The sequence below is a fragment of the Pseudomonas sp. GW456-12-10-14-LB2 genome (genome assembly GCF_002884345.1).
In the GTDB taxonomy this organism is placed as follows: domain Bacteria; phylum Pseudomonadota; class Gammaproteobacteria; order Pseudomonadales; family Pseudomonadaceae; genus Aquipseudomonas; species Aquipseudomonas paraglycinae.
In genome coordinates this window covers 84,324-103,514 of record NZ_POHV01000014.1, presented here as the reverse complement: position 1 = coordinate 103,514, position 19,191 = coordinate 84,324, and the positions used below count along the sequence as shown (strand labels likewise).

Below are 19,191 nucleotides of genomic sequence, written 5' to 3'. Positions count from 1 at the left end.
CAATCGCTTTACACCGTTCGGGATTTGTTGCCATGAAGCGTCGCTACCGCTGGCCGTTGTGGATTTTCGCCACTCTCGTTGTATTACTGGTCGCCCTGCATATCGCCCTGCCCTACCTCGTGCGCGAATATCTGAATGACAAGCTGGCCAACATGGGCGACTACCGCGGCCAGATCACCGACGTGGACCTGGCGCTCTGGCGCGGAGCCTACAAGATCAATGGCCTGAAAATCGTCAAGGCCGACGGCAAGGTGCCGGTGCCATTCGTCGATGCGCCGGTTATCGACCTGTCTGTCAGTTGGCACTCGCTTTGGTACGACCATGCTGTCGTGGCACAGGTGAAATTCTTTAAACCTCAGGTGAACTTCGTCGATGGTGGTGCCAACAAGCAGAACTCCCAGACCGGTCAGGGCACCGACTGGCGTGAGCAACTGGGCAAACTGTTGCCTATCACGCTCGACGAAGTGCAGATCAGCGATGGGCGGATCAGCTTTCGCAACTTCAACTCCAAACCACCGGTGAACATGAATGCGACCAATGTCGACGCCAGCATCTTCAACCTGACCAACGTGGTCGACACCAAGGGCAAACGCGACGCCCGCTTCGAGGGCAAAGCCCTTCTGCTGGGCCATGCGCCGCTGGAAACCACAGCCACCTTCGACCCCTTGAGCAATTTCGAAGACTTCGAATTTCGCCTGCGGGCCCGCGACATCGAACTCAAGCGCATGAACGACTTCGCCTCGGCCTACGGCAAATTCGACTTCAACGCCGGCCACGGCGACGTGGTCATCGAAGCCGCCGCCAACAAGGGCCAGCTCAAGGGCTATATCAAACCGCTGCTGCGCGACGTCGACGTCTTCAACTGGCAGCAGGATGTCGAGAACAAGAACAAGGGGATCTTCCGCTCGATCTGGGAAGCACTGGTCGGCGGCACCGAAACCGTGCTGAAAAACCAGGGCAAGAACCAGTTTGCCACCCGGGTCGAACTCAGCGGCAGCGTGCACCAGCAGGATATCAACGCGTTCGAAGCGTTTTTGCAGATTTTGCGCAACGGATTTATCCAGGCCTTCAATGCCCGGTATGAACGGCCGAAGCCGGATGCCGGATAGCGCGCTTGCTCAACTCGCTCTCGGCCGAAACTGAGTCAACATGTGACGCCCCATTCAGAGACTGAATAAGCCGTCTGCGTTCACAGTCGACCGGGCCGCGCGTTATAGTCGGGCATCCGATTATTTCGCCCCCGCCCTGCCCGTTCAGGTCGGCGTTACCGTTCGAGGATTAGCAGATGAAGTTCGAAGGCACCCAGGCCTACGTCGCCACCGATGACCTGAAGCTGGCGGTCAACGCCGCCATCACCCTGGAGCGGCCGCTGCTGGTCAAGGGCGAACCGGGTACCGGCAAGACCATGCTCGCCGAGCAACTGGCCGAATCGTTCGGCGCCAAGCTGATCACCTGGCACATCAAGTCCACCACCAAGGCCCATCAGGGCCTGTACGAGTACGATGCGGTCAGCCGTTTGCGTGACTCGCAACTGGGCAATGAAAAAGTCCACGACGTGCGCAACTACCTGAAGAAGGGCAAGCTTTGGGAGGCGTTCGAGTCCGAAGAACGCGTCATCCTGCTGATCGACGAAATCGACAAGGCCGACATCGAGTTTCCCAACGACCTGCTGCAAGAACTCGACAAGATGGAGTTCTACGTTTACGAGATCGACGAGACCATCAAGGCCAAGAAGCGTCCGATCATCATCATTACCTCCAACAACGAGAAAGAGCTGCCGGACGCGTTCCTGCGCCGCTGCTTCTTCCACTACATCGCCTTCCCCGACCGCACCACCCTGCAGAAAATCGTCGATGTTCACTACCCGGACATCAAAAAGGACCTGGTCAGCGAAGCGCTGGACGTGTTCTTCGACGTGCGCAAGGTACCGGGCCTGAAGAAGAAGCCTTCAACCTCGGAACTGGTCGACTGGCTGAAACTGCTGATGGCCGACAACATCGGCGAAGCCGTGCTGCGCGAACGCGATCCGACCAAAGCCATCCCGCCGCTGGCCGGTGCGCTGGTGAAGAACGAACAGGACGTGCAACTGCTTGAGCGCCTGGCGTTCATGAGCCGTCGCGGCACCCGCTAAGAGGCTGATGCCATGTTGCTCAACCTGTTCAATGAAATGCGTGCAGCCAAGGTGCCGGTGTCGGTGCGCGAGCTGCTCGACCTGATCAACGCGCTGAAACAGCGCGTGACCTTCGCCGACATGGACGAGTTCTACTACTTGTCGCGGGCGATTCTGGTGAAGGACGAACGGCATTTCGACAAGTTCGACCGTGCGTTCGGCGCCTACTTCAATGGCCTGGAAAAGCTCGACGATCACTTGCAGGCGCTGATTCCCGAAGACTGGCTGCGCAAGGAGTTCGAGCGCTCGCTGAGCGACGAGGAACGCGCGCAGATCCAGTCCCTCGGCGGCCTGGACAAGCTGATCGAAGAGTTCAAGAAACGCCTGGAAGAACAGAAGGAACGCCACGCCGGCGGCAACAAATGGATCGGCACCGGCGGCACCAGCCCGTTCGGCTCCGGCGGTTTCAACCCGGAAGGCATCCGGGTCGGCGATGCTGGCAAGCGCCAGGGCAAAGCGGTGAAAGTCTGGGATCAGCGCGAGTACAAGAACCTCGACGACTCGGTGGAACTGGGCACCCGCAACATCAAGGTCGCCCTGCGCCGCCTGCGTAAATTCGCTCGTCAGGGCGCGGCTGAAGAGCTGGACATCGACGGCACCATCGACCACACCGCCAAGGATGCCGGGCTGCTGAACATCCAGATGCGCCCGGAACGGCGCAACACGGTGAAACTGTTGCTGCTGTTCGACATCGGCGGCTCGATGGACGCCCACGTGAAGATCTGCGAGGAACTGTTCTCGGCCTGCAAGACCGAGTTCAAGCATCTGGAGTACTTCTACTTCCACAACTTCATTTATGAATCGGTGTGGAAGAACAACATGCGCCGCACTTCCGAGCGCACGTCGACCCAGGACCTGCTGCACAAGTACGGCGCCGACTACAAGGTGATCTTCATCGGTGACGCGGCGATGGCGCCTTATGAAATCACCCAGGCCGGCGGCAGCGTCGAGCACTGGAACGAAGAGCCGGGTTACGTGTGGATGCAGCGTTTCATGGAGAAATACAAGAAGCTCATCTGGATCAACCCATATCCGAAAGATACGTGGGGCTACACCTCGTCGACCAATATCGTGCGGGATCTGATCGAGGATCAGATGTATCCGTTGACATTGCGCGGGCTGGAAGAAGGGATGCGGTTTCTGTCCAAGTAAGCGGATCGTTCCCATGTCGAGGCGTCGAACCGTCTGCGTGGGAATGCATCAAGTGACGCTCTGCGTCACTGGGACGCGGAGCGTCCCGGGCGGCATTCCCACGCGGAGCGTGGGAACGATCAAACGCAAACGCATTCGACGTGGGAACGATCAAGTAAAGCGCTTTAGATATTCGACATGCTCCCGGTGTGCCACATCCTGTACCACCGGGCGCAATCTGACCTTCGCCCCAGGCAGACACTGTGCCAGTCGAGCCAGCGCCAACGGCGTCAACGCTCCCAATCGCGGATAACCGCCAATGGTCTGCCGATCATTGAGCAAAACGATCGGCTGCCCGTCCGGCGGCACCTGCACCGCGCCCAGCGGGATGCCCTCGGAAATCATCGGCTTGCCCTGATACTGCAACGCCGTGCCCAACAGACGAATACCCATGCGGTCGGCGCGACTGTCCAGCGTCCAGGCGCTGTTGAATGCATCGAACAGGCTCTGCCCGCTGAACTGACCGATCTGCGCGCCGAGCACCAGATCGAGCGGCGCGTCGAGACGCAGGTCCGGTCGATGCTCCGCCGGGACCTCACGCACCAATAAGGTTTCGCCCTGATAACTCAGCGAAGCGCCCTTGGCCAATGGCAAGCCAAAACCATCGAGACCGCCGAGTTCCTCACGTACCACCGCGGCACTGCTGCCCAGCACTTTTGGCGCACTGAAACCGCCGGGCGCCGCCAGATAGGCCCGCGCCCCCTGCAACGGCTGGGTGATCTTCAAGGTCTGCCCTTTGCGCAGCTTGAAACTGCGCCACGGCGCCAACGCCTCGCCGTCGATCTGCGCGCCAAGGTCGGCGCCAGCCAATGCCAGCAAGCAATCTTCTTCAGCCACCACCGTGAACCCGCCGAGGGTGATTTCGATCACCGGCAAGTCCAGGCCATTGCCCAGCAGCCAGTTGGCCCAGGCCATCGACCGCCAATCTGCCGCGCCGCCCTGGGTCACGCCCAGATGGCGTACGCCAAACCGCCCGGCGTCCTGCAACAAGCACAGCGGCGTGCTTGCTTCAATCGTCAGTCGGCTCATGCGAAGGCCTCCAGAGGCGTGTCGTCACCGCCGAGGCGGATGAATTCGGCATGGCTCACCGCTTCGAAACGCACGGTGTCCCCGGGCTGCATGAGGCTGTAGCCATCGCGTTCACGGTCGAACAGTTTTGCCGGTGTGCGACCGATCAGGTTCCAGCCACCGGGAGACACCACCGGATACGCCGCTGTCTGCCGCTCGGCGATGCCGACGCTGCCGGCGGCGACTTTCTTGCGTGGGGTATTCAGACGCGGTGCTGCCAGGACTTCTTCCACCAAACCCATGAAGGCAAACCCGGGTGCGAAGCCAAGCGCGAACACCTGATATTCACGGGCGCTGTGGCGGCGGATCACCTCTTCCACCGCCAAACCGCTGCGTTGTGACAGCAGGCTCAATTCCGGTCCGACGCTAAGGTCGTACCACACCGGCAACACATGACACTGGCCACCGGTTCGCGCATTTGGCGACAGGTCGATCAGCGCTTCGGCGATCAGTTCCCGGGCCTGACCCGGATTCAATTCGGTCAGGTCGTAATGCACCATCAACGTGGTGTACGACGGCACCAGATCGATCAGATGTGCGCCGAACACCGTGCGCAACCGCTCACTGGCGGCGAGCATCCACGGCATGTTGGCTTCGGCGATTTCATCGAACAGGCGCAGCATCAGGCAATCCAGCGCTACCACTTCCACCCGCGGATTCATGGCGCGCTCTGCTCGTTCAGGGCCTGACGAATGCGTTGCACGGCCGCCACTGAACTGGCGTTGTCACCGTGCACGCACAGCGTGTTGGCTTGCAGGTGCAGCGCGCTGCCGTCGCTGGCCGTGAGGTTGTCGCCACGAGCGATGGTCAGCGCTTGCCCGATGATGGTTTCGGAATCGTGATGCACCGCGCCCGGCAGTTGTCGCGAAACCAGTCGGCCGGCGCTGTCATAGGCGCGATCGGCGAAGGCTTCGAACCACAGGGTCACGCCGTATTCGTCGCCAAGCTGTTGCGCGGCCGTATTGTCGCGGGTGGCCATCAGCATCAGTGGCAAGCTGCGATCGTAAGCCGCGACGGCCTGAATCACCGCCCGCAACTGCGCCGGGTTGGCCATCATGTCGTTGTACATCGCGCCGTGGGGTTTGACGTAACTGACTTTGCCACCCTGGGCACGGCAAATGCCGTCGAGGGCGCCGATCTGGTAATGCAGGATGTCTTGCAGTTCCTGGGCGGTGTAAGCCATGGAACGTCGGCCGAACCCCACAAGATCCTGATAGGCCGGATGCGCGCCGATCTGCACACCGTGGCTCAGGGCCAGGCTGACGGTCTTGCGCATGATGCTCGGGTCGCCGGCGTGAAAACCGCAGGCAATGTTGGCGCAATCGATGAAGGGCATGACTTCCGCGTCCAGACCCATGGTCCAGCTGCCGAAGCTCTCGCCGATGTCACAGTTCAATACCAGGCGGCTCACGGTGAACACTCCTGTAGCTTTTGTCTTTTTTTATCGTAGGGCGTTGTCGCAGGTTATCAGTTACTGCGCGTCCAGTTGTTTGCCACGGGTTTCCGGCAGGCTCAACGCCGCGAGGATCACCACCCCGTAGGACACCGCCGCAAAGGCACCGATGCCTACGCTCAGCGGCACTTTCTGGCTGAGCAGCCCGATCAGCAGCGGGAACAATGCCGCCAGCGCCCGGCCAATGTTGTAGCAGAAGCCCTGCCCCGAGCCGCGAATCCGGGTTGGAAACAGTTCGGTGAGAAACGCGCCCATGCCACTGAAAATCCCCGACGCAAAGAAGCCCAGCGGGAAGCCCAGCCACAACATCACGCCGTTGCTGACCGGCAATTGGGTGTAGAGCAGAACGATGGTGAACGAGCCGACCGCGAACAGGATGAAGTTCTTCTTGCGGCCCAACAGGTCGGTCAAATAGGCGCTGATCACATAACCGACGTAGGAACCGATGATCACCATCGCCAGATAGCCGCCGGTGCCGAGTACGCTCAAGCCGCGTTCGTTCTTCAGAAACGTCGGCAACCAAGAGGTGATCGCGTAGTAACCGCCGAGGGCGCCGGTGGTCAGCAACGAGGCGCGGATCGTGGTGAAGAGCATGCCGGGGGCGAAGATCTCGTAGAACTTCGACGGACTGTCCGGAGTTTGCCTGGCTTTGGCTTCGCGGTAGATCTCCGGATCTTTCACCAGACGGCGGACGAAAATCACGAACACCGCCGGCACGATGCCAAGGATGAACAGTGCGCGCCAGGCGTCTTCCGGTGGCAGCACCGAGAACAGCAGCGCATACAGAATCGCTGTCAGGCCCCAACCCAAGGCCCAGCCGGATTGCACCATGCCCACCGCCTTGCCGCGGTCCTTGGCCCGGATCACTTCACCGATCAGCACCGCACCGGCGGTCCATTCACCGCCGAAACCGAAGCCCATCAAGGTGCGGGCGATCAACAGCTGTTCGTAGTTCTGGGCGAAGCCGCAAAGGAAAGTGAAGAATGCAAACCACAGCACCGTCAGTTGCAGGGTGCGCACGCGGCCGATGCGGTCGGAGAGAATTCCCGCCACCCAACCGCCGATGGCCGACGCGATCAGGGTGCTGGTATGAATCAGGCCGGCTTCGCCGGTGGTGATGCCCCACATCGCGATCAGGGTTGGCACCACGAAGCTGAGCATCTGGGTGTCCATGCCGTCCAGGCCGTAGCCGATCTTGCAGCTCCAGAAGGTCCGGCGCTCCTGCTGATTGATGTTGCGATACCAGTCGAATGGGCCGGGACGGGCCGCAGTCTTGGGGAGGTCGAGGGTGTCGGGCGCACTCATGGCATGTCTCCGCAGGCTTTTATTGGTCTTGTTCGAAGCTCCGACGACGCCTATCGTGGGAACCGGATGCGTCGATTCTTGGGTGCGTCACCCGGTCGCGTCCAACGAATAAAAACCCGCCCAAGACATAAGAAAAATTTGTTGCCATGAACCTGAAGTTTCTCGAAACCTTCGTCTGGGTCGCCCGGCTGAAAAGTTTTCGCCTGACCGCCGACAAGCTGTTCACCACCCAGGCCTCGATCTCCAGCCGGATCGCGGTGCTCGAAGGTGAGCTCGGGGTGAAGCTGTTCCTGCGTGATTCACGCGGCGTCAGCCTGACGCCCGAAGGTTTGAAAGTGCTGGACTATGCCGAGCAGATGCTCGACACGATGCAGGCGCTGAAGCAGTCGATCGAGACCCGATCGAGCAAGGTCGGCCGAGTGCGCATCGGAGTGATGGACACGGTGATTCACACCTGGCTCAGCCCGTTGGTGGCGCAAATGACCGATCTGTATCCACGGGTGGAAATCGAGCTGGTGGCGGATACCTCGCTGAACCTCTGCGATCAGCTGCAAAAAGGCTTTCTCGATCTGATCCTGCAAACCGATCTGGTGCGCCAGGAAAGCGTGCGCAGCCTCGAACTGGCCAGCCACCCCATCGGCTGGATCGTCGCCACCCATTCGATCTACAACCGCGACTACCAAAGCCTCGCCGACCTGGCGCAGGAACGCATAATCACCTACTCGAAAAACTCCCGGCCGCATCAGGACATCCTGGCGTTGATGCAGGCTCAGGGCGTGCTGGCGCCACGGTTGAACTGTGTGAATTCGGTGTCGGCGATCACCCGGCTGTTGCGCGACGGCTTCGGCATTGGCGCGTTGCCGCCGGTGCTGGTGGCCGAGGAACTGGCGCGGGGGGAATTGACTTTGCTCGACATCGAACAGCGTCCACCGAACCTGCAAGTCGTGGTGTCATGGCGGGTCGGTGTGGAATGGGTCGAGGAGATTGTGATGCTGTGTCAGCAGGTGCTTGAGGGGTATGCGCGCAAGGTGGGCAAGGATTACATCGTTCTGAGTTGATCGTTCCCACTGCGTGGGAACGATGCATCGGAGCTTACAACCCGCGCACATCCCGGTCTTCGATCGGCCGGCTCTGGCGCAGGCGCTTGCCGCCCAGCACCACCCAGTCGATCAGACGGAACAGACATTCAAGACCGAACGACAACAGCAGCGCGCCGCTCATCCCCCAGATCATCGCTTCCGGCGTCAGCAGGATCTGGTAGCTGTAGCCGTTCCAGGTTTCCTTGCGGATGTCCGGGTCGGCGGCCAGCACCACTTGCAGGAAGCGGATGTACCACGGCCCCTGCATCGCCTGGAATTGCTTGTCCAGCGCCAGCTGACGGTTGAGCAAGGTGCTCAGGCTGTCGGCATCGCTGCGAAACACCGGATCTTCGCTGGCACGGTAATGGGCGACCAGCGCCTGGATATCACCCTTGAAAAACTGCTCGGCGGTACCCTGGAAGCCGCGCAGACCGGTCTGCGCCTCGATCAGGTGCGCTTCGACCCGCTTGGCGTAATCGTTGATGAAGCCCGGCACCTGGACACCGATCAACAGGCCCGCCGCAAACAACACCAGCCGTAGATAACTGAGCAACATGGGGGTGCAATCCTTATTCGGTCGTGCCTTGGCTGACGCATTCGCCGCGTCGCCACAGGCTCCATTGGCCCGGTTCGTAGCGGGTCCAGGTTTCGTTTTCGGTCAAGGGTTCGGTGGCAATCACCGTGACCACGTCATTGGGCGTGGTTTCGGCCTGGAAATCGACGATCACATCGACGTCCTTGAGCCGTGCCGGACCAAACGGTGCGCGTCGGGTGATCTGCGCCAGTTTGGTTGAGCAATAGCAGAACAGCCAGTCGCCGTCGCTGAGCAGGCAGTTGAACACGCCTTTGCTGCGATATTCGGCGCAGGCCGCGACCAGATCCGGCAGCAGCACTTCTATATCGACCGGTTCCGGGAACGCTGCACGTACGCGATTGAGCAAATCGCAGAACGCCGCTTCGCTGTCGGTATCGCCGACCGGGCGGTAGAAACTTTTGATCGGCGAGAAGTCGGCGAGCTGGCCGTTGTGCGCGAAGCACCAGTTGCGGCCCCACAGTTCGCGGACGAACGGGTGGGTGTTGGACAGGCAGACCTTGCCGACGTTGGCCTGACGGATATGACCGATGACCACTTCGCTCTTGATCGGATAGCGCTGCACCAGATTGGCCACTTCCGACTCGCTGCTGGCCGCCGGGTCCTGGAACAGGCGCAAGCCGCGCCCTTCATAAAAACCGATGCCCCAGCCGTCGCGGTGCGGACCGGTGCGACCACCGCGCTGCATCAGCCCGGTGAAGCTGAACACGATGTCGGTCGGCACGTTGGCACTCATGCCCAGTAATTCACACATGTGCGGACTCTCGTGATTACAGACGCGGCTCGACCCGCATGCGCTGAGGATTGCTCGGCACCGGCGGGCGACCGTAGCGGTCATCGCCCGCGCCGCCGAACGGTTGATCGGCGTCCCGCTCGTCATCGGCCCGGGCCGCTGCGCGGGCGGCTTCAGCTTGCTCTCGGCGGGCCTTGGAGGCGCGTTCGATCGGCAGGCGGATCAGCACGAAAATCAGGTACAGGCCGAACGCGATCATGGCGTACATGAGCAATTCGGAAATCGCGCGCCAGGCGTTGTTGCCGACCTTGAACGCCAGATCCAGCGCGGTAATGGCGATGGCCGGGGCGAATTTTTCCTTCACCGGGTCAATGATGGTCGGGCTGAACAGCAACACCGCCATCAATACACGCAGCGGCTCGCGCAGCCAGCGCCACATCCAGCGGGTCATGCGCATCCACACCAGCAGGCAGCCCACGGCGGCAAAGGCGTAAAGGCCCCAGGCGATCAGATAGTCGTTCTCGGTCATGGTGTCCATGGCAAGGCAGGCAAAGAGGCGCTTATAGTAACGACTTTTCGCACGTCAGGCTTCCCCGCCGTCCGTGCGGCCCTTATTTGTCATGTCCGAGAGCTTTCCATGCCCGTATCCGCCAACGTCAGCAGCGCCCCGATTGCCCACAAGGCCGCCGGTCACGACCCGTACGCCTGGCTGCAGGAACGCGACACCGACGCGGTGCTCGACTACCTCAAGGCTGAAAACGACTATCAGCAGGCGCAGACCGCCGATCAGGCCGAACTGCGCGAAACCCTGTTCGAAGAGATCAAGGGCCGGATTCTCGAAACCGACCTGTCCCTCCCCTCGCCATGGGGCCCATACCTGTATTACACCCGCACCACAGCGGGTGACGAATACGCCCGTCACTACCGCTGCCCGCGCCCGGCCGACGACAGCCTGACCCTCGATGAAAGCCGCGAACAATTGCTGCTCGACCCGAACGCGCTGGCCAACGGTGGATTTTTCTCCCTCGGCGCCTTCAGCATCAGCCCGGATCACCAGCGCCTGGCCTACAGCGTCGATGCCTCGGGCGACGAGATTTACACGCTGTTCGTAAAGGAATTATCCAGCGAACGTGTCAGCGAACTGGAATTCCAGGACTGCGACGGCAGCATGACCTGGGCCAATGACAGCCTCACGCTGTTCTTCGGTGTACTCGACGACACCCATCGCCCGCACAAACTGTTCCGCTACCGTCTGGACGGCACCGCCGCCGAAGAGGTGTTCCACGAGCCGGACGGGCGTTTCTTCCTGCATTGCTACCGCGCCAGCTCGGAGCAGCAATTGCTGCTGTCCCTGGGCAGCAAGACCACCAGTGAAGTCTGGGCGCTGGACGCCAATCAGCCGCAGCAGCCGTTCACTTGCCTGGCGCCACGGGTCGAGGATCACGAATACGACGTCGATCACGGCAAACTCGACGGCGAATGGACCTGGTTCATCCGCACCAATCGCGACGGCATCAACTTCGCCCTGTATCAGGCGCCGGACACCGGCATCGCACCGAGCGAAGCCGACTGGCAGAACCTGATTCCGCACAGCGATTCGGTGATGCTCGATGGCGTGACACTCAATGCCGAAGCCCTGACCCTGAGCCTGCGCGAAGGTGGGCTGCCGATCATCGAAGTTCGCCCACACGGTCTGGCGCCTTATCGCGTGCAACTACCGGACGCGGCCTACAGCCTCTACGTGCAAAACAGCCTGGAATTCGAAAGCGACCGCATTCGCCTGCGCTATGAAGCGCTGAATCGTCCGGCCCAGGTTCGGCAATTGATCCTCGCCACCGGTGAACAGACCGTCCTCAAGGAAACCCCGGTGCTCGGCCCGTTCGACGCCGACGCCTACGTCAGTCAGCGCCTGTGGGCGACCGCACCGGACGGCACCCAGGTGCCGATCAGTCTGGTGATGAAACGCGAAATGGTCGGCAAAGCGGTGCCGCTGTACCTGTACGGTTACGGCGCCTACGGTTCGAGCCTCGATCCATGGTTCTCCCACGCTCGCCTGAGCCTGCTGGATCGCGGCATGGCGTTCGCCATCGCCCACGTGCGTGGCGGCGGCGAGCTGGGCGAAGCGTGGTACCGCGCTGGCAAGCAAGAGCACAAGCACAACACCTTCAGCGACTTCATTGCCTGCGCCGAATTCCTGATCCTTAACGGCATCACCACCGCGCCGCAACTGGCGATCAGCGGCGGCAGCGCCGGTGGCTTGCTGATCGGCGCGGTGCTCAACCAGCGTCCGGATCTGTTTGGTGTGGCGATTGCCGAAGTGCCGTTCGTCGACGTGCTCAACACCATGCTCGACCCGGATCTGCCGCTGACCGTCACCGAATACGACGAGTGGGGCAATCCCGAAGAGCCGGAGGTCTACGAGCGGATCAAGGCCTATGCGCCGTACGAAAACGTCACTGCACAGGCGTATCCCGCAACACTGGTGATCGCCGGCTACAACGACAGTCGCGTGCAATATTGGGAAGCGGCCAAGTGGGTGGCGAAATTGCGCGCGACCAAGACCGATGACAATCCATTGCTGCTCAAGACCGAACTGGGCGCCGGCCACGGCGGCATGAGCGGGCGTTATCAGGGATTACGTGACGTAGCGCTCGAATATGCATTTGTTTTCAAGGTTCTGGGCATTGCCTGAGGAACTCCGCCGGTCAGTCAGGTCTTAATTCCGGGCACCGGGAGCCGATAAGCAGATCGGCCCCCGGTGGCGAGCCTGCCACCCGACACAACAAAAAGACCGCACGACATGTCAGAACCCACTCTACTGAACAACGAAATCCGCGACTGGCTGATGGACTGCGGCCTGTTCGATCAATTGCAGCTGGCGGATTTTGCCGCCGCTTCGGGCTACTTCAGCATCAGCACCGTGCCTGAAGGCGAAGCGATCTTTCGCGAAGGCGATGCCGGCAGTTTCATGTGCATCATCCACACCGGCCAGGTGGCCGTGCAGAAAACCGGCGGCGACGGCCAGGTCGTGACCATGGCCACCCTGCGCAGTGGCCGGGCGTTCGGTGAAATGGCCGTACTGGATGGCGAGCGCCGCTCCGCGACCTGCGTGGCGGCGAGCAACTGTCAGTTGCTCAACCTCGGCAAGGACTCGCTGGAAAAAATGCTCAACGACGCACCGAAGATCGCCGCCAAGATCATCCGCGCCCTCGCCGTCTCCCTGTCCAAACGCCTGCGCATGGCCGACGGCCAGCTCGCCGCCCAGCAGATCTAGCCCCCCGGGGATTTGGGTTTGCTGTCGTTCTGTTCCAGGCTCGGCAACGGCTGATCCTTGGTCGGCGGGCTGGGCATTTCGATCGGCACCAGCGGCGGGCCGCCACTGCCGGGGCCGGCCTTGGGAATCGGCACCGGGCTGATCTGCGGATACGGGGTTGGCGTCGCCGTGCCGGGCGAGCCCGGTTGCGGTGTCGGGCTGACGGGAATCGTCTGTTGCGCCTGTACGGCAGTTATCGAGAGCGCGGCCAGGGTAATGACCGTTAGAATGGTGCGCTTCATCAAGGGCTCCGTTGGCCTGAAGTCTGCCTTCAGGCTACTCCCAACGCGCCGGCTTGCCTTCCCCCCTGTAGAGATTTCCATGAAACGTTTCGTTCTGCTCGACACCACGCCGATCCCTGATAACGGTGGCGCCCTGTGCCTGTTCGAGTATGGCGAGGATTTCGTCATCAAGATCCAGGGCGGCGACGGCGGCCAATTGATGAACACCCGCATGCACGGTTCCGAAGACGCGCTGGCCGAGATTCCGTGCCGCAAGGTCGCCGGCCGGCCGAACTCGCGGGTGTTGATCGGCGGCCTGGGCATGGGCTTCACCCTCGCCTCCGCGCTCAAGCATCTGGGCAAGAGCGCCGAAGTGGTGGTCGCCGAACTGGTGCCCGGCGTGATCGAGTGGAACCGCGGCCCGCTCGGTGAAAAGTCCGGACGCCCGCTGCTCGATCCGCGCACGGTGATTCGCCAGGAAGACGTGGCCAAGGTGCTGCAAAGCGAGCCCGACGGCTTCGACGCGATCATGCTCGACGTCGACAACGGCCCCGAAGGCCTGACCCAGAAAGCCAACAGCTGGCTGTATTCCGCCGCAGGCCTTGCAGCGTGCGCCAAGGCGATGCGCCCCAAAGGCGTGCTGGCGGTGTGGTCGGCCAGCGCCGACCGGCAGTTTTCCGACAAATTGAAGAAGGCCGGTTTCAAGGCCGAGGAAGTCCAGGTCTTCGCCCACGGCAACAAGGGCACGCGCCACACGATCTGGATTGCCGAGAAGCTCAAGGGCTGAGCTAAACTTGCCTCATAACCGTCATTAGTCTTTCTACAAAGGTGAACCCATGAGTTCGTCCACCCCGACCAACACTTCGAAGCTGGATCGCATCCTCGCCGACAACCAGCGCGACAAGGAAATGGGCTACCGCGACAAGGCCCTGAAGATGTACCCGCACGTGTGCGGCCGCTGTGCCCGTGAGTTTTCCGGCAAGCGCCTGAGCGAGCTGACCGTGCATCACCGCGACCACAACCACGACAACAACCCGCAGGACGGTTCCAACTGGGAACTGCTGTGCCTGTACTGCCACGACAATGAACACTCGCGCTACACCGACCAGCAGTACTTCGGCGAAGGCTCGCTGAGCACGCCGAAAATCGCCAAGGCTACGCACAACCCGTTTGCTGCCCTGGCCGGGCTGATGAAAAAAGAAGACTGAGCCACCACTCCGATCGTTCCCACGCAGAGCGTGGGAACGATCAGCACCGCAGATCCTGAATCTGCCCGACCTCCCCCAATCCCCGTATAATCGCCCTCTTTTTCCCGAAGGCACCCCGCTCGTGGCAGACAAACGGTACAGCTGCATTGGTTTGTATAACCCCAAATCACCGGAAAACGTCGGTTCGGTGATGCGCGCCGCAGGCTGCTACGGCGTATCGACCGTGTTCTACACCGGCAAGCGCTATGAGCGCGCCGCCGACTTCGTCACTGACACCAAGCGCGTGCACTACGACATCCCGCTGATCGGCATCGACGACCTGAAAAAGATCCTGCCGCTCAACTGCGTACCGGTCGCCGTGGAACTGGTCGACGGCGCCCGCCCGCTGCCGGAATACACCCACCCGGATCGCGCCCTGTACATCTTCGGCCCCGAAGACGGTTCGCTGGATCAAGAGATCCGCGACTGGTGCGAAGACGTCGTGTACATCCCGACCACCGGCTGCATGAACCTCGCCGCCACGGTCAACGTCGTGCTTTACGACCGCATGGCCAAAGGCCTGAACACCCGCTCCGGGCCGAAATTCCGCTGAAACGCCGCACATTAGATGGAACGAGCTGACCGCCTGCGCAGTCAGCTTGTTTATCGATTACTCATTGCCTGGAGAAAGATCATGACCGAGCTCAAACGCGTCGAGCGTATCGAATCCACCCCGTTCCAGAGCCGTTCCGAGCAGAACGTCGAAGGCTGGGAGCGCATCGGCTCGCTGGCCGGCGGCGTGATCATGGTCGGCAAGGGCCTGCGCCGTGGCGGTGTATTCGGGCTGATTCAGGTGGCGATTGGCGGCGTGGCCATGGCCCGCGGCATCACCGGCCACAGTTCGGTGAAAAGCCTGCTGGAGAAAAGCCGTCAGGACATGAACAACGTGCGGGCGAAGATCGAACGGGCCGGTGAAGAACTGAGCAAGCTCAAGTCCAATGCCGAGGCGGCGACCAACACCGCCACCGTGACCGGCAACGACTCGGTGAAATCGCCGAAAGCCGGGGTTTGATTCTGGATTTGCCTTGAGGCTGATGGCCTCATCGCTGGCAAGCCAGCTCCCACAATGTTTTGAGCTGGAGACCAATCGGTGGTCACCGCACAAACCTGTGGGAGCTGGCTTGCCAGCGATGGCGGTATTACTGCAGTAACCCGGTATCAAGGACTTTGGACGACTCGCCGAGAATGCTTTCGGCGAGTTGGACGAACTCTTTGGTATCCACCGTCCCCAGGTGCATCGCCCCGCGCAGCACGTCATCCAGCGAGCGCTTGTTGCGGGTCTTCAGGCGAATCTCGCCGTCCAGCTCCTGTAACAACAGCACCGCTTTCGACAGCTGCGCCGGGCTGATCTGCTCGCCGCGCAGGGTCGTGACTTTCTGGCTTTCCTTGACCAGTTTCGCCTGCAACGCCTGATAACGCTCGTCGCTCATGCCCCCGGCACGGCGTACCAGTTCGATGGCGTAATACTCGGCAAAACCCTCGCTGATCCAGTCGCTGCGCTGTTCGTCGTTGATCCGTCCGAACACCTGCGCCAGCTCGCGCACCAGGGCGCTGCTGCCGCTTTCGCTGACCAGTGGCAACCGCGTGTTGAGGTAGATCGACTCCCGTGCCGCCAGGCTGCCGCGCCACATCGGGTCGTTGGCACCGACAATCAACAGTTTGCTCGGATGGCGCGGAAACACCGCCTGCACCTGCGGCCAGACGAACGTCAGCAGCGTCAGCACGTCCATCCGGCGCATGCCCTGCCCTTGCGGCGAGGCCACGGTGACTTCGGTCTCCCCCAGCCGGGTGCGGCGGCTGCCAAGGTGGCCGGCGAGCATCCAGCCGGTCGGGCGGTCGAACAGGCGTGACGGATTGTCGATGCGGAATTTGTTCTTGCCGATGCGCGGCCAGGCGGTTTCGACGCTTTTCCAGCCGTCGGGCAATTCGAAGTGCAGGCGCGCGACAAGCTCGATGCCGTCCTGTTGGTCGAGCTTGGCCGGCGGTACCAGTTCATCACCGCGCATCAGCGCCCAGGTCGGGGTCATGCGCGTGTCGAAGCTGCCGTTCTTGCGGCCGTGGCTGATGCGCACGCGGTAGGTCAGGCTGGCCTTGTCCGCCGTCGGGCGCCATACGCCGCGTGCGTGTTGGCCCGGCGTCAGTTGCCATTGGCCGTCGGCCTTGAAGTCGCTGTAATGGCTGCCATCGCCCAGATCGAAATCCAGACTGCGCACCGCTTCGCCTTTGGCGAGGGTCAGGCGCACTTCGGCCTGATCGCTCTGCGGCAGCAGGCGTACCTGATAATCCAGATCGACTTTCTTGGCCGCCCACACCGGCGCACTCAGCGCCAGCAACGTGACGATCAGCGCCCGGCGCAATCCCGTCGCCATACCTGCTCCTTGGTCAATCGTTAACCTGCGCGGAAAATCAGGTGATCTTCCCAGTCGTCTTCCGGCACGCTGCCTTCGGCGAGCATGCGCCCGGACTGGGAAATCCGTTCGTGGTGCACCGCGTCGCGATCACCGCAGACCAGGTGATGCCACAGCGGCAGATCCTTGCCTTCGCTGACCAGCCGATAACCGCAGGTCGGCGGCAGCCATTTGAATTCTTCGGCCTGGCCCGGGGTGAGCTGGATGCAGTCCGGGACAAACTGCATGCGGTTCGGGTAATCGCTGCACTGACAGGTTTTCAGGTCCAGCAGTTTGCAGGCGATGCGCGTGTAATAAACGCTGTTGTCTTCTTCATCCTCGAGCTTCTGCAGGCAGCACAGGCCACAACCGTCGCACAGCGATTCCCATTCCTCGTGATCGAGTTGATCGAGGGTTTTGCGTATCCAGAACGGTTCGACTTTGGCGGCCATGGCTCAAGCATCAACATCAGGTGGTGAAAAGGCCGCCAGTCTAGTGCCCAAGGCCCCGTGGGCCAAGCGCTGGCGACTGCCGGTTGTGCGGGGCTTGTCAGTTTTTGCGCGGCCAAGTAGCTTTGCCGGTCTCACCAGGCCTTTGCCGGATGCCATAAACGCTCGACCACGTTGCATCCGGTGAACTGCTGGCTTGCGCCACAACCCCATCGTTCAGCCCAACTGATCCCGCCGGGTTTCGCTTCCAACCTGTCCTCAAACGTAGCAAGGAATCTTTCGATGAGTGCCAACCCTCGCGTTGCCGAATACGCCATTCACCCGCAGTTCACCGATCGCTGGTCGCCCCGCGCCTTCACCGGCGAAGCGATCCCGGAAGAAACCCTGCTGAGCTTCTTCGAAGCCGCGCGCTGGGCGCCGTCGGCGTACAACTCGCAGCCGTGGCGTTTTCTCTACGCCCGTCGCGACACGCCGAACTGGGAGCGTTACCTGGGCCTGCTCAATGAGTTCAACCGCAGCTGGGCCCAGCACGCGTCGGCGCTGGTGATCGTGATTTCGAAAACCACCTTCACCGCACCGGGCGCGACCGAGGAAACGCCTGCGCTGTGGCACACCTTCGACACCGGCTCCGCGTGGGGCCATCTGGCGCTGCAAGCGAGCCTGAGCGGCTGGCACACCCACGGCATGGCGGGCTTCGATCAGGAGCTGACCCGCAAGGAGCTGAACATTCCGCAAGGTTATGCGCTGCACGCCGCCGTTGCGGTGGGCAAGCTGGGTGACAAGGCAACCCTGGCGGATTACCTGCAAGCACGGGAAACGCCGAGCCCGCGTCGCCCGCTGAGCGAACTGGCGGCTGAAGGCGATTTCACCCTCTAAACCTCGTTTGATCGTTCCCACGCTCTGCGTGGGAATGCCTCAAGGGACGCTCCGCGTCCAGTGACGCGGAGCGTCACGGGCTGCATTCCCACGCGGAGCGTGGGAACGATCTTGAAGAGCTCAGTAACCGCGTGCGAAATCCACTTCCCCGCGCAACGCCTCTCCCGCCTGATACGCCCGCAAGTTATCCAGAAACAACTGCACCATCATCGGCGGCGATGTCGGCGCCGAGCTGTGCCCGGTCAGCAGCAAGCCCCATGCGGTCCAGAACGGATGCCGTTGTGGCAGCGGTTCCTGACGGCAGACGTCGATCACCGCGCCGGCCAGATGGCCTTCCTTCAACGCTTCGACCAGATCCGCATCGACCACCGCCACACCGCGCCCGGCGTTGATGAACAAACCGGTCGGTTTGAATTGCTTGAACAGCGCCGCGTCGTAGATATCGTGGGTGTGCTCGGTGTTGGGCAGCAGGTTGACCACGTAATCCGCTTCGCCCACCAGCCGCGGCAAGTCCGCCATCGAACCGACTTCGACAAACGGCGCCTGCTCGCGGGCGCTGCTGGCGATGCCGTACAACTCGACGCCGAACGGCAGCAGGAACTGCGCCACGCTCTGGCCGATGTCACCGGTGCCGACGATCAACACCTTGCGTCCGACCAGACTCTGGCCGGTGCGGTTGTCCCACTTGCGCTCGACCTGGCTGACCAGCCGCGCCAGCACTTCGCGCTCGTGGCCGAGCATGTAGGTCAGCACATATTCAGCCATCACCTGACCGAAAATGCCGACCGCCCGGGTCAGGCGGTAATCCCGGCGCAGGCCGTCGGCCAGCAGCGGCGTGATGCCGGCCCAGGTCGATTGCAGCCATTGTGGCTGGTGGCCCTGACGCAACAGGGTCGCCAGCAGATCCGGCTGGCCCAGCCACACCGGGCAATCGACGGCCTGGCGGGCCAGTTCGGCGGAGTCGCCGCTGGTCAGCACTTCAAGCTCCGGAGCCGCCTGACGCAGCAGTCGGGCGTATATCGCGTGGTCGTGTTCAGCAATCAGAACGCGCATCTTCAAACCTTTCGCAAACCGTGCAGGCGGCCGCCAACTTCGTGGCAGCCGTCG

At 61.9% G+C, this 19,191-nt stretch carries 22 protein-coding genes; 11 read left to right on the top strand and 11 right to left on the bottom strand.

The annotated features are described in order from the left end of the window. Positions 1 to 32 precede the first annotated feature (32 nt). From C1X29_RS12185 to C1X29_RS12175, 3 genes are all read left to right on the top strand, one after another. Entirely contained in the window at positions 33 to 1,109 is a 1,077-nt protein-coding gene (locus C1X29_RS12185) for a DUF748 domain-containing protein (protein WP_102717535.1), read from the top strand. A 176-nt stretch (positions 1,110 to 1,285) separates the two neighbouring features. Next, positions 1,286 to 2,131, top strand: a complete 846-nt coding sequence (locus C1X29_RS12180) for a MoxR family ATPase (RefSeq protein ID WP_007911294.1) — start codon at positions 1,286 to 1,288, stop codon at positions 2,129 to 2,131. 12 nt (positions 2,132 to 2,143) lie between these two features. Beyond that, positions 2,144 to 3,322 (top strand): VWA domain-containing protein, encoded by a 1,179-nt coding sequence (locus tag C1X29_RS12175; protein WP_016771218.1) that lies wholly within the window; start codon positions 2,144 to 2,146, stop codon positions 3,320 to 3,322. A 150-nt stretch (positions 3,323 to 3,472) separates the two neighbouring features. On the opposite strand, the gene C1X29_RS12170 is transcribed toward C1X29_RS12175, so the two are convergent. From C1X29_RS12170 to C1X29_RS12155, 4 genes are read right to left on the bottom strand one after another with little or no spacing between them, the layout of a single operon-like run. After that, positions 3,473 to 4,390 (bottom strand): biotin-dependent carboxyltransferase family protein, encoded by a 918-nt coding sequence (locus C1X29_RS12170; protein WP_102717534.1) that lies wholly within the window; start codon positions 4,388 to 4,390, stop codon positions 3,473 to 3,475. Then, complete coding sequence (locus tag C1X29_RS12165) at positions 4,387 to 5,091, bottom strand: allophanate hydrolase subunit 1 (RefSeq protein WP_102685984.1); 705 nt, start codon at positions 5,089 to 5,091, stop codon at positions 4,387 to 4,389. Before C1X29_RS12165 ends, C1X29_RS12170 begins: the two co-directional genes overlap by 4 nt. Next, positions 5,088 to 5,840 (bottom strand): 5-oxoprolinase subunit PxpA, encoded by a 753-nt coding sequence (locus C1X29_RS12160; protein ID WP_102717533.1) that lies wholly within the window; start codon positions 5,838 to 5,840, stop codon positions 5,088 to 5,090. The genes C1X29_RS12165 and C1X29_RS12160 overlap by 4 nt, the downstream gene beginning before the upstream one ends. Positions 5,841 to 5,900: 60 nt before the next feature. Next, positions 5,901 to 7,187 (bottom strand): MFS transporter, encoded by a 1,287-nt coding sequence (locus C1X29_RS12155; RefSeq protein ID WP_102717532.1) that lies wholly within the window; start codon positions 7,185 to 7,187, stop codon positions 5,901 to 5,903. A gap of 146 nt (positions 7,188 to 7,333) precedes the next feature. Here C1X29_RS12155 and C1X29_RS12150 point away from each other — a divergent pair, with 146 nt between their 5' ends. Then, entirely contained in the window at positions 7,334 to 8,245 is a 912-nt protein-coding gene (locus tag C1X29_RS12150; RefSeq protein WP_102685982.1) for a LysR family transcriptional regulator, read from the top strand. A gap of 34 nt (positions 8,246 to 8,279) precedes the next feature. On the opposite strand, the gene C1X29_RS12145 is transcribed toward C1X29_RS12150, so the two are convergent. From C1X29_RS12145 to C1X29_RS12135, 3 genes are read right to left on the bottom strand one after another with little or no spacing between them, the layout of a single operon-like run. Further along, a complete protein-coding gene (locus C1X29_RS12145) occupies positions 8,280 to 8,822 on the bottom strand; it encodes a DUF2937 family protein (protein WP_007956487.1) in 543 nt (180 codons plus the stop codon). Positions 8,823 to 8,835: 13 nt separating this feature from the next. Further along, on the bottom strand, positions 8,836 to 9,612 hold the full coding sequence (locus C1X29_RS12140) for a class II glutamine amidotransferase (protein WP_007956486.1): 777 nt from the start codon (positions 9,610 to 9,612) through the stop codon (positions 8,836 to 8,838). Positions 9,613 to 9,628: 16 nt separating this feature from the next. Continuing rightward, positions 9,629 to 10,129: a hypothetical protein gene (locus C1X29_RS12135; protein ID WP_039772625.1), complete on the bottom strand. Its 501-nt coding sequence runs from the start codon at positions 10,127 to 10,129 to the stop codon at positions 9,629 to 9,631. Positions 10,130 to 10,228: 99 nt separating this feature from the next. On the opposite strand from C1X29_RS12135, the gene C1X29_RS12130 reads away from it, so the two are divergent. Both C1X29_RS12130 and C1X29_RS12125 read left to right on the top strand, forming a co-directional pair. Beyond that, entirely contained in the window at positions 10,229 to 12,283 is a 2,055-nt protein-coding gene (locus tag C1X29_RS12130; RefSeq protein ID WP_102685980.1) for a S9 family peptidase, read from the top strand. Between the two features lie 108 nt (positions 12,284 to 12,391). Further along, positions 12,392 to 12,865, top strand: a complete 474-nt coding sequence (locus C1X29_RS12125; RefSeq protein WP_102717531.1) for a cyclic nucleotide-binding domain-containing protein — start codon at positions 12,392 to 12,394, stop codon at positions 12,863 to 12,865. On the opposite strand, the gene C1X29_RS12120 is transcribed toward C1X29_RS12125, so the two are convergent. Beyond that, positions 12,862 to 13,146: a hypothetical protein gene (locus tag C1X29_RS12120; protein WP_102717530.1), complete on the bottom strand. Its 285-nt coding sequence runs from the start codon at positions 13,144 to 13,146 to the stop codon at positions 12,862 to 12,864. The two genes, C1X29_RS12125 and C1X29_RS12120, sit on opposite strands and share 4 nt — an antisense overlap. A gap of 79 nt (positions 13,147 to 13,225) precedes the next feature. Between C1X29_RS12120 and C1X29_RS12115 the strand changes: the two genes are divergently transcribed. The 4 genes from C1X29_RS12115 (at position 13,226) to C1X29_RS12100 (ending at position 15,384) form a co-directional block, all read left to right on the top strand. Next, positions 13,226 to 13,912, top strand: coding sequence for a hypothetical protein (locus C1X29_RS12115; RefSeq protein ID WP_102685979.1), 687 nt, complete (start codon positions 13,226 to 13,228; stop codon positions 13,910 to 13,912). Between the two features lie 49 nt (positions 13,913 to 13,961). Beyond that, positions 13,962 to 14,333: a YajD family HNH nuclease gene (locus tag C1X29_RS12110; RefSeq protein ID WP_007944009.1), complete on the top strand. Its 372-nt coding sequence runs from the start codon at positions 13,962 to 13,964 to the stop codon at positions 14,331 to 14,333. 121 nt (positions 14,334 to 14,454) lie between these two features. Continuing rightward, entirely contained in the window at positions 14,455 to 14,925 is a 471-nt protein-coding gene (locus C1X29_RS12105; protein WP_007958066.1) for an RNA methyltransferase, read from the top strand. Between the two features lie 81 nt (positions 14,926 to 15,006). Beyond that, positions 15,007 to 15,384 carry a DUF2892 domain-containing protein gene (locus C1X29_RS12100; RefSeq protein WP_102717529.1) on the top strand — a complete coding sequence of 126 codons (378 nt, stop codon included), beginning with the start codon at positions 15,007 to 15,009 and terminating at the stop codon, positions 15,382 to 15,384. 127 nt (positions 15,385 to 15,511) lie between these two features. Here C1X29_RS12100 and C1X29_RS12095 read toward each other — a convergent pair whose 3' ends face one another. Then, on the bottom strand, positions 15,512 to 16,741 hold the full coding sequence (locus C1X29_RS12095) for a hypothetical protein (RefSeq protein ID WP_102717528.1): 1,230 nt from the start codon (positions 16,739 to 16,741) through the stop codon (positions 15,512 to 15,514). 20 nt (positions 16,742 to 16,761) lie between these two features. Beyond that, a complete protein-coding gene (locus C1X29_RS12090) occupies positions 16,762 to 17,211 on the bottom strand; it encodes a YcgN family cysteine cluster protein (protein ID WP_064594159.1) in 450 nt (149 codons plus the stop codon). 279 nt (positions 17,212 to 17,490) lie between these two features. On the opposite strand from C1X29_RS12090, the gene C1X29_RS12085 reads away from it, so the two are divergent. Beyond that, the gene (locus tag C1X29_RS12085; RefSeq protein ID WP_102717527.1) at positions 17,491 to 18,084 is read left to right on the top strand and encodes a nitroreductase family protein; all 594 of its coding nucleotides are present in this window, start codon (positions 17,491 to 17,493) and stop codon (positions 18,082 to 18,084) included. Between the two features lie 120 nt (positions 18,085 to 18,204). Here C1X29_RS12085 and C1X29_RS12080 read toward each other — a convergent pair whose 3' ends face one another. Further along, the gene (locus C1X29_RS12080; protein WP_007958054.1) at positions 18,205 to 19,137 is read right to left on the bottom strand and encodes a D-2-hydroxyacid dehydrogenase; all 933 of its coding nucleotides are present in this window, start codon (positions 19,135 to 19,137) and stop codon (positions 18,205 to 18,207) included. Positions 19,138 to 19,191: the final 54 nt, after the last annotated feature.

Coding starts and splice junctions, on each gene's coding strand:
- C1X29_RS12145 (WP_007956487.1), bottom strand. CDS start 8,822: ATGTTGCTCAGTTATCTACGGCTGGTGTTGTTTGCGGCGGGCCTGTTG.
- C1X29_RS12085 (WP_102717527.1), top strand. CDS start 17,491: ATGAGTGCCAACCCTCGCGTTGCCGAATACGCCATTCACCCGCAGTTC.
- C1X29_RS12135 (WP_039772625.1), bottom strand. CDS start 10,129: ATGGACACCATGACCGAGAACGACTATCTGATCGCCTGGGGCCTTTAC.
- C1X29_RS12120 (WP_102717530.1), bottom strand. CDS start 13,146: ATGAAGCGCACCATTCTAACGGTCATTACCCTGGCCGCGCTCTCGATA.
- C1X29_RS12095 (WP_102717528.1), bottom strand. CDS start 16,741: ATGGCGACGGGATTGCGCCGGGCGCTGATCGTCACGTTGCTGGCGCTG.
- C1X29_RS12180 (WP_007911294.1), top strand. CDS start 1,286: ATGAAGTTCGAAGGCACCCAGGCCTACGTCGCCACCGATGACCTGAAG.
- C1X29_RS12170 (WP_102717534.1), bottom strand. CDS start 4,390: ATGAGCCGACTGACGATTGAAGCAAGCACGCCGCTGTGCTTGTTGCAG.
- C1X29_RS12100 (WP_102717529.1), top strand. CDS start 15,007: ATGACCGAGCTCAAACGCGTCGAGCGTATCGAATCCACCCCGTTCCAG.
- C1X29_RS12150 (WP_102685982.1), top strand. CDS start 7,334: ATGAACCTGAAGTTTCTCGAAACCTTCGTCTGGGTCGCCCGGCTGAAA.
- C1X29_RS12110 (WP_007944009.1), top strand. CDS start 13,962: ATGAGTTCGTCCACCCCGACCAACACTTCGAAGCTGGATCGCATCCTC.
- C1X29_RS12115 (WP_102685979.1), top strand. CDS start 13,226: ATGAAACGTTTCGTTCTGCTCGACACCACGCCGATCCCTGATAACGGT.
- C1X29_RS12090 (WP_064594159.1), bottom strand. CDS start 17,211: ATGGCCGCCAAAGTCGAACCGTTCTGGATACGCAAAACCCTCGATCAA.
- C1X29_RS12130 (WP_102685980.1), top strand. CDS start 10,229: ATGCCCGTATCCGCCAACGTCAGCAGCGCCCCGATTGCCCACAAGGCC.
- C1X29_RS12125 (WP_102717531.1), top strand. CDS start 12,392: ATGTCAGAACCCACTCTACTGAACAACGAAATCCGCGACTGGCTGATG.
- C1X29_RS12165 (WP_102685984.1), bottom strand. CDS start 5,091: ATGAATCCGCGGGTGGAAGTGGTAGCGCTGGATTGCCTGATGCTGCGC.
- C1X29_RS12080 (WP_007958054.1), bottom strand. CDS start 19,137: ATGCGCGTTCTGATTGCTGAACACGACCACGCGATATACGCCCGACTG.
- C1X29_RS12175 (WP_016771218.1), top strand. CDS start 2,144: ATGTTGCTCAACCTGTTCAATGAAATGCGTGCAGCCAAGGTGCCGGTG.
- C1X29_RS12155 (WP_102717532.1), bottom strand. CDS start 7,187: ATGAGTGCGCCCGACACCCTCGACCTCCCCAAGACTGCGGCCCGTCCC.
- C1X29_RS12140 (WP_007956486.1), bottom strand. CDS start 9,612: ATGTGTGAATTACTGGGCATGAGTGCCAACGTGCCGACCGACATCGTG.
- C1X29_RS12185 (WP_102717535.1), top strand. CDS start 33: ATGAAGCGTCGCTACCGCTGGCCGTTGTGGATTTTCGCCACTCTCGTT.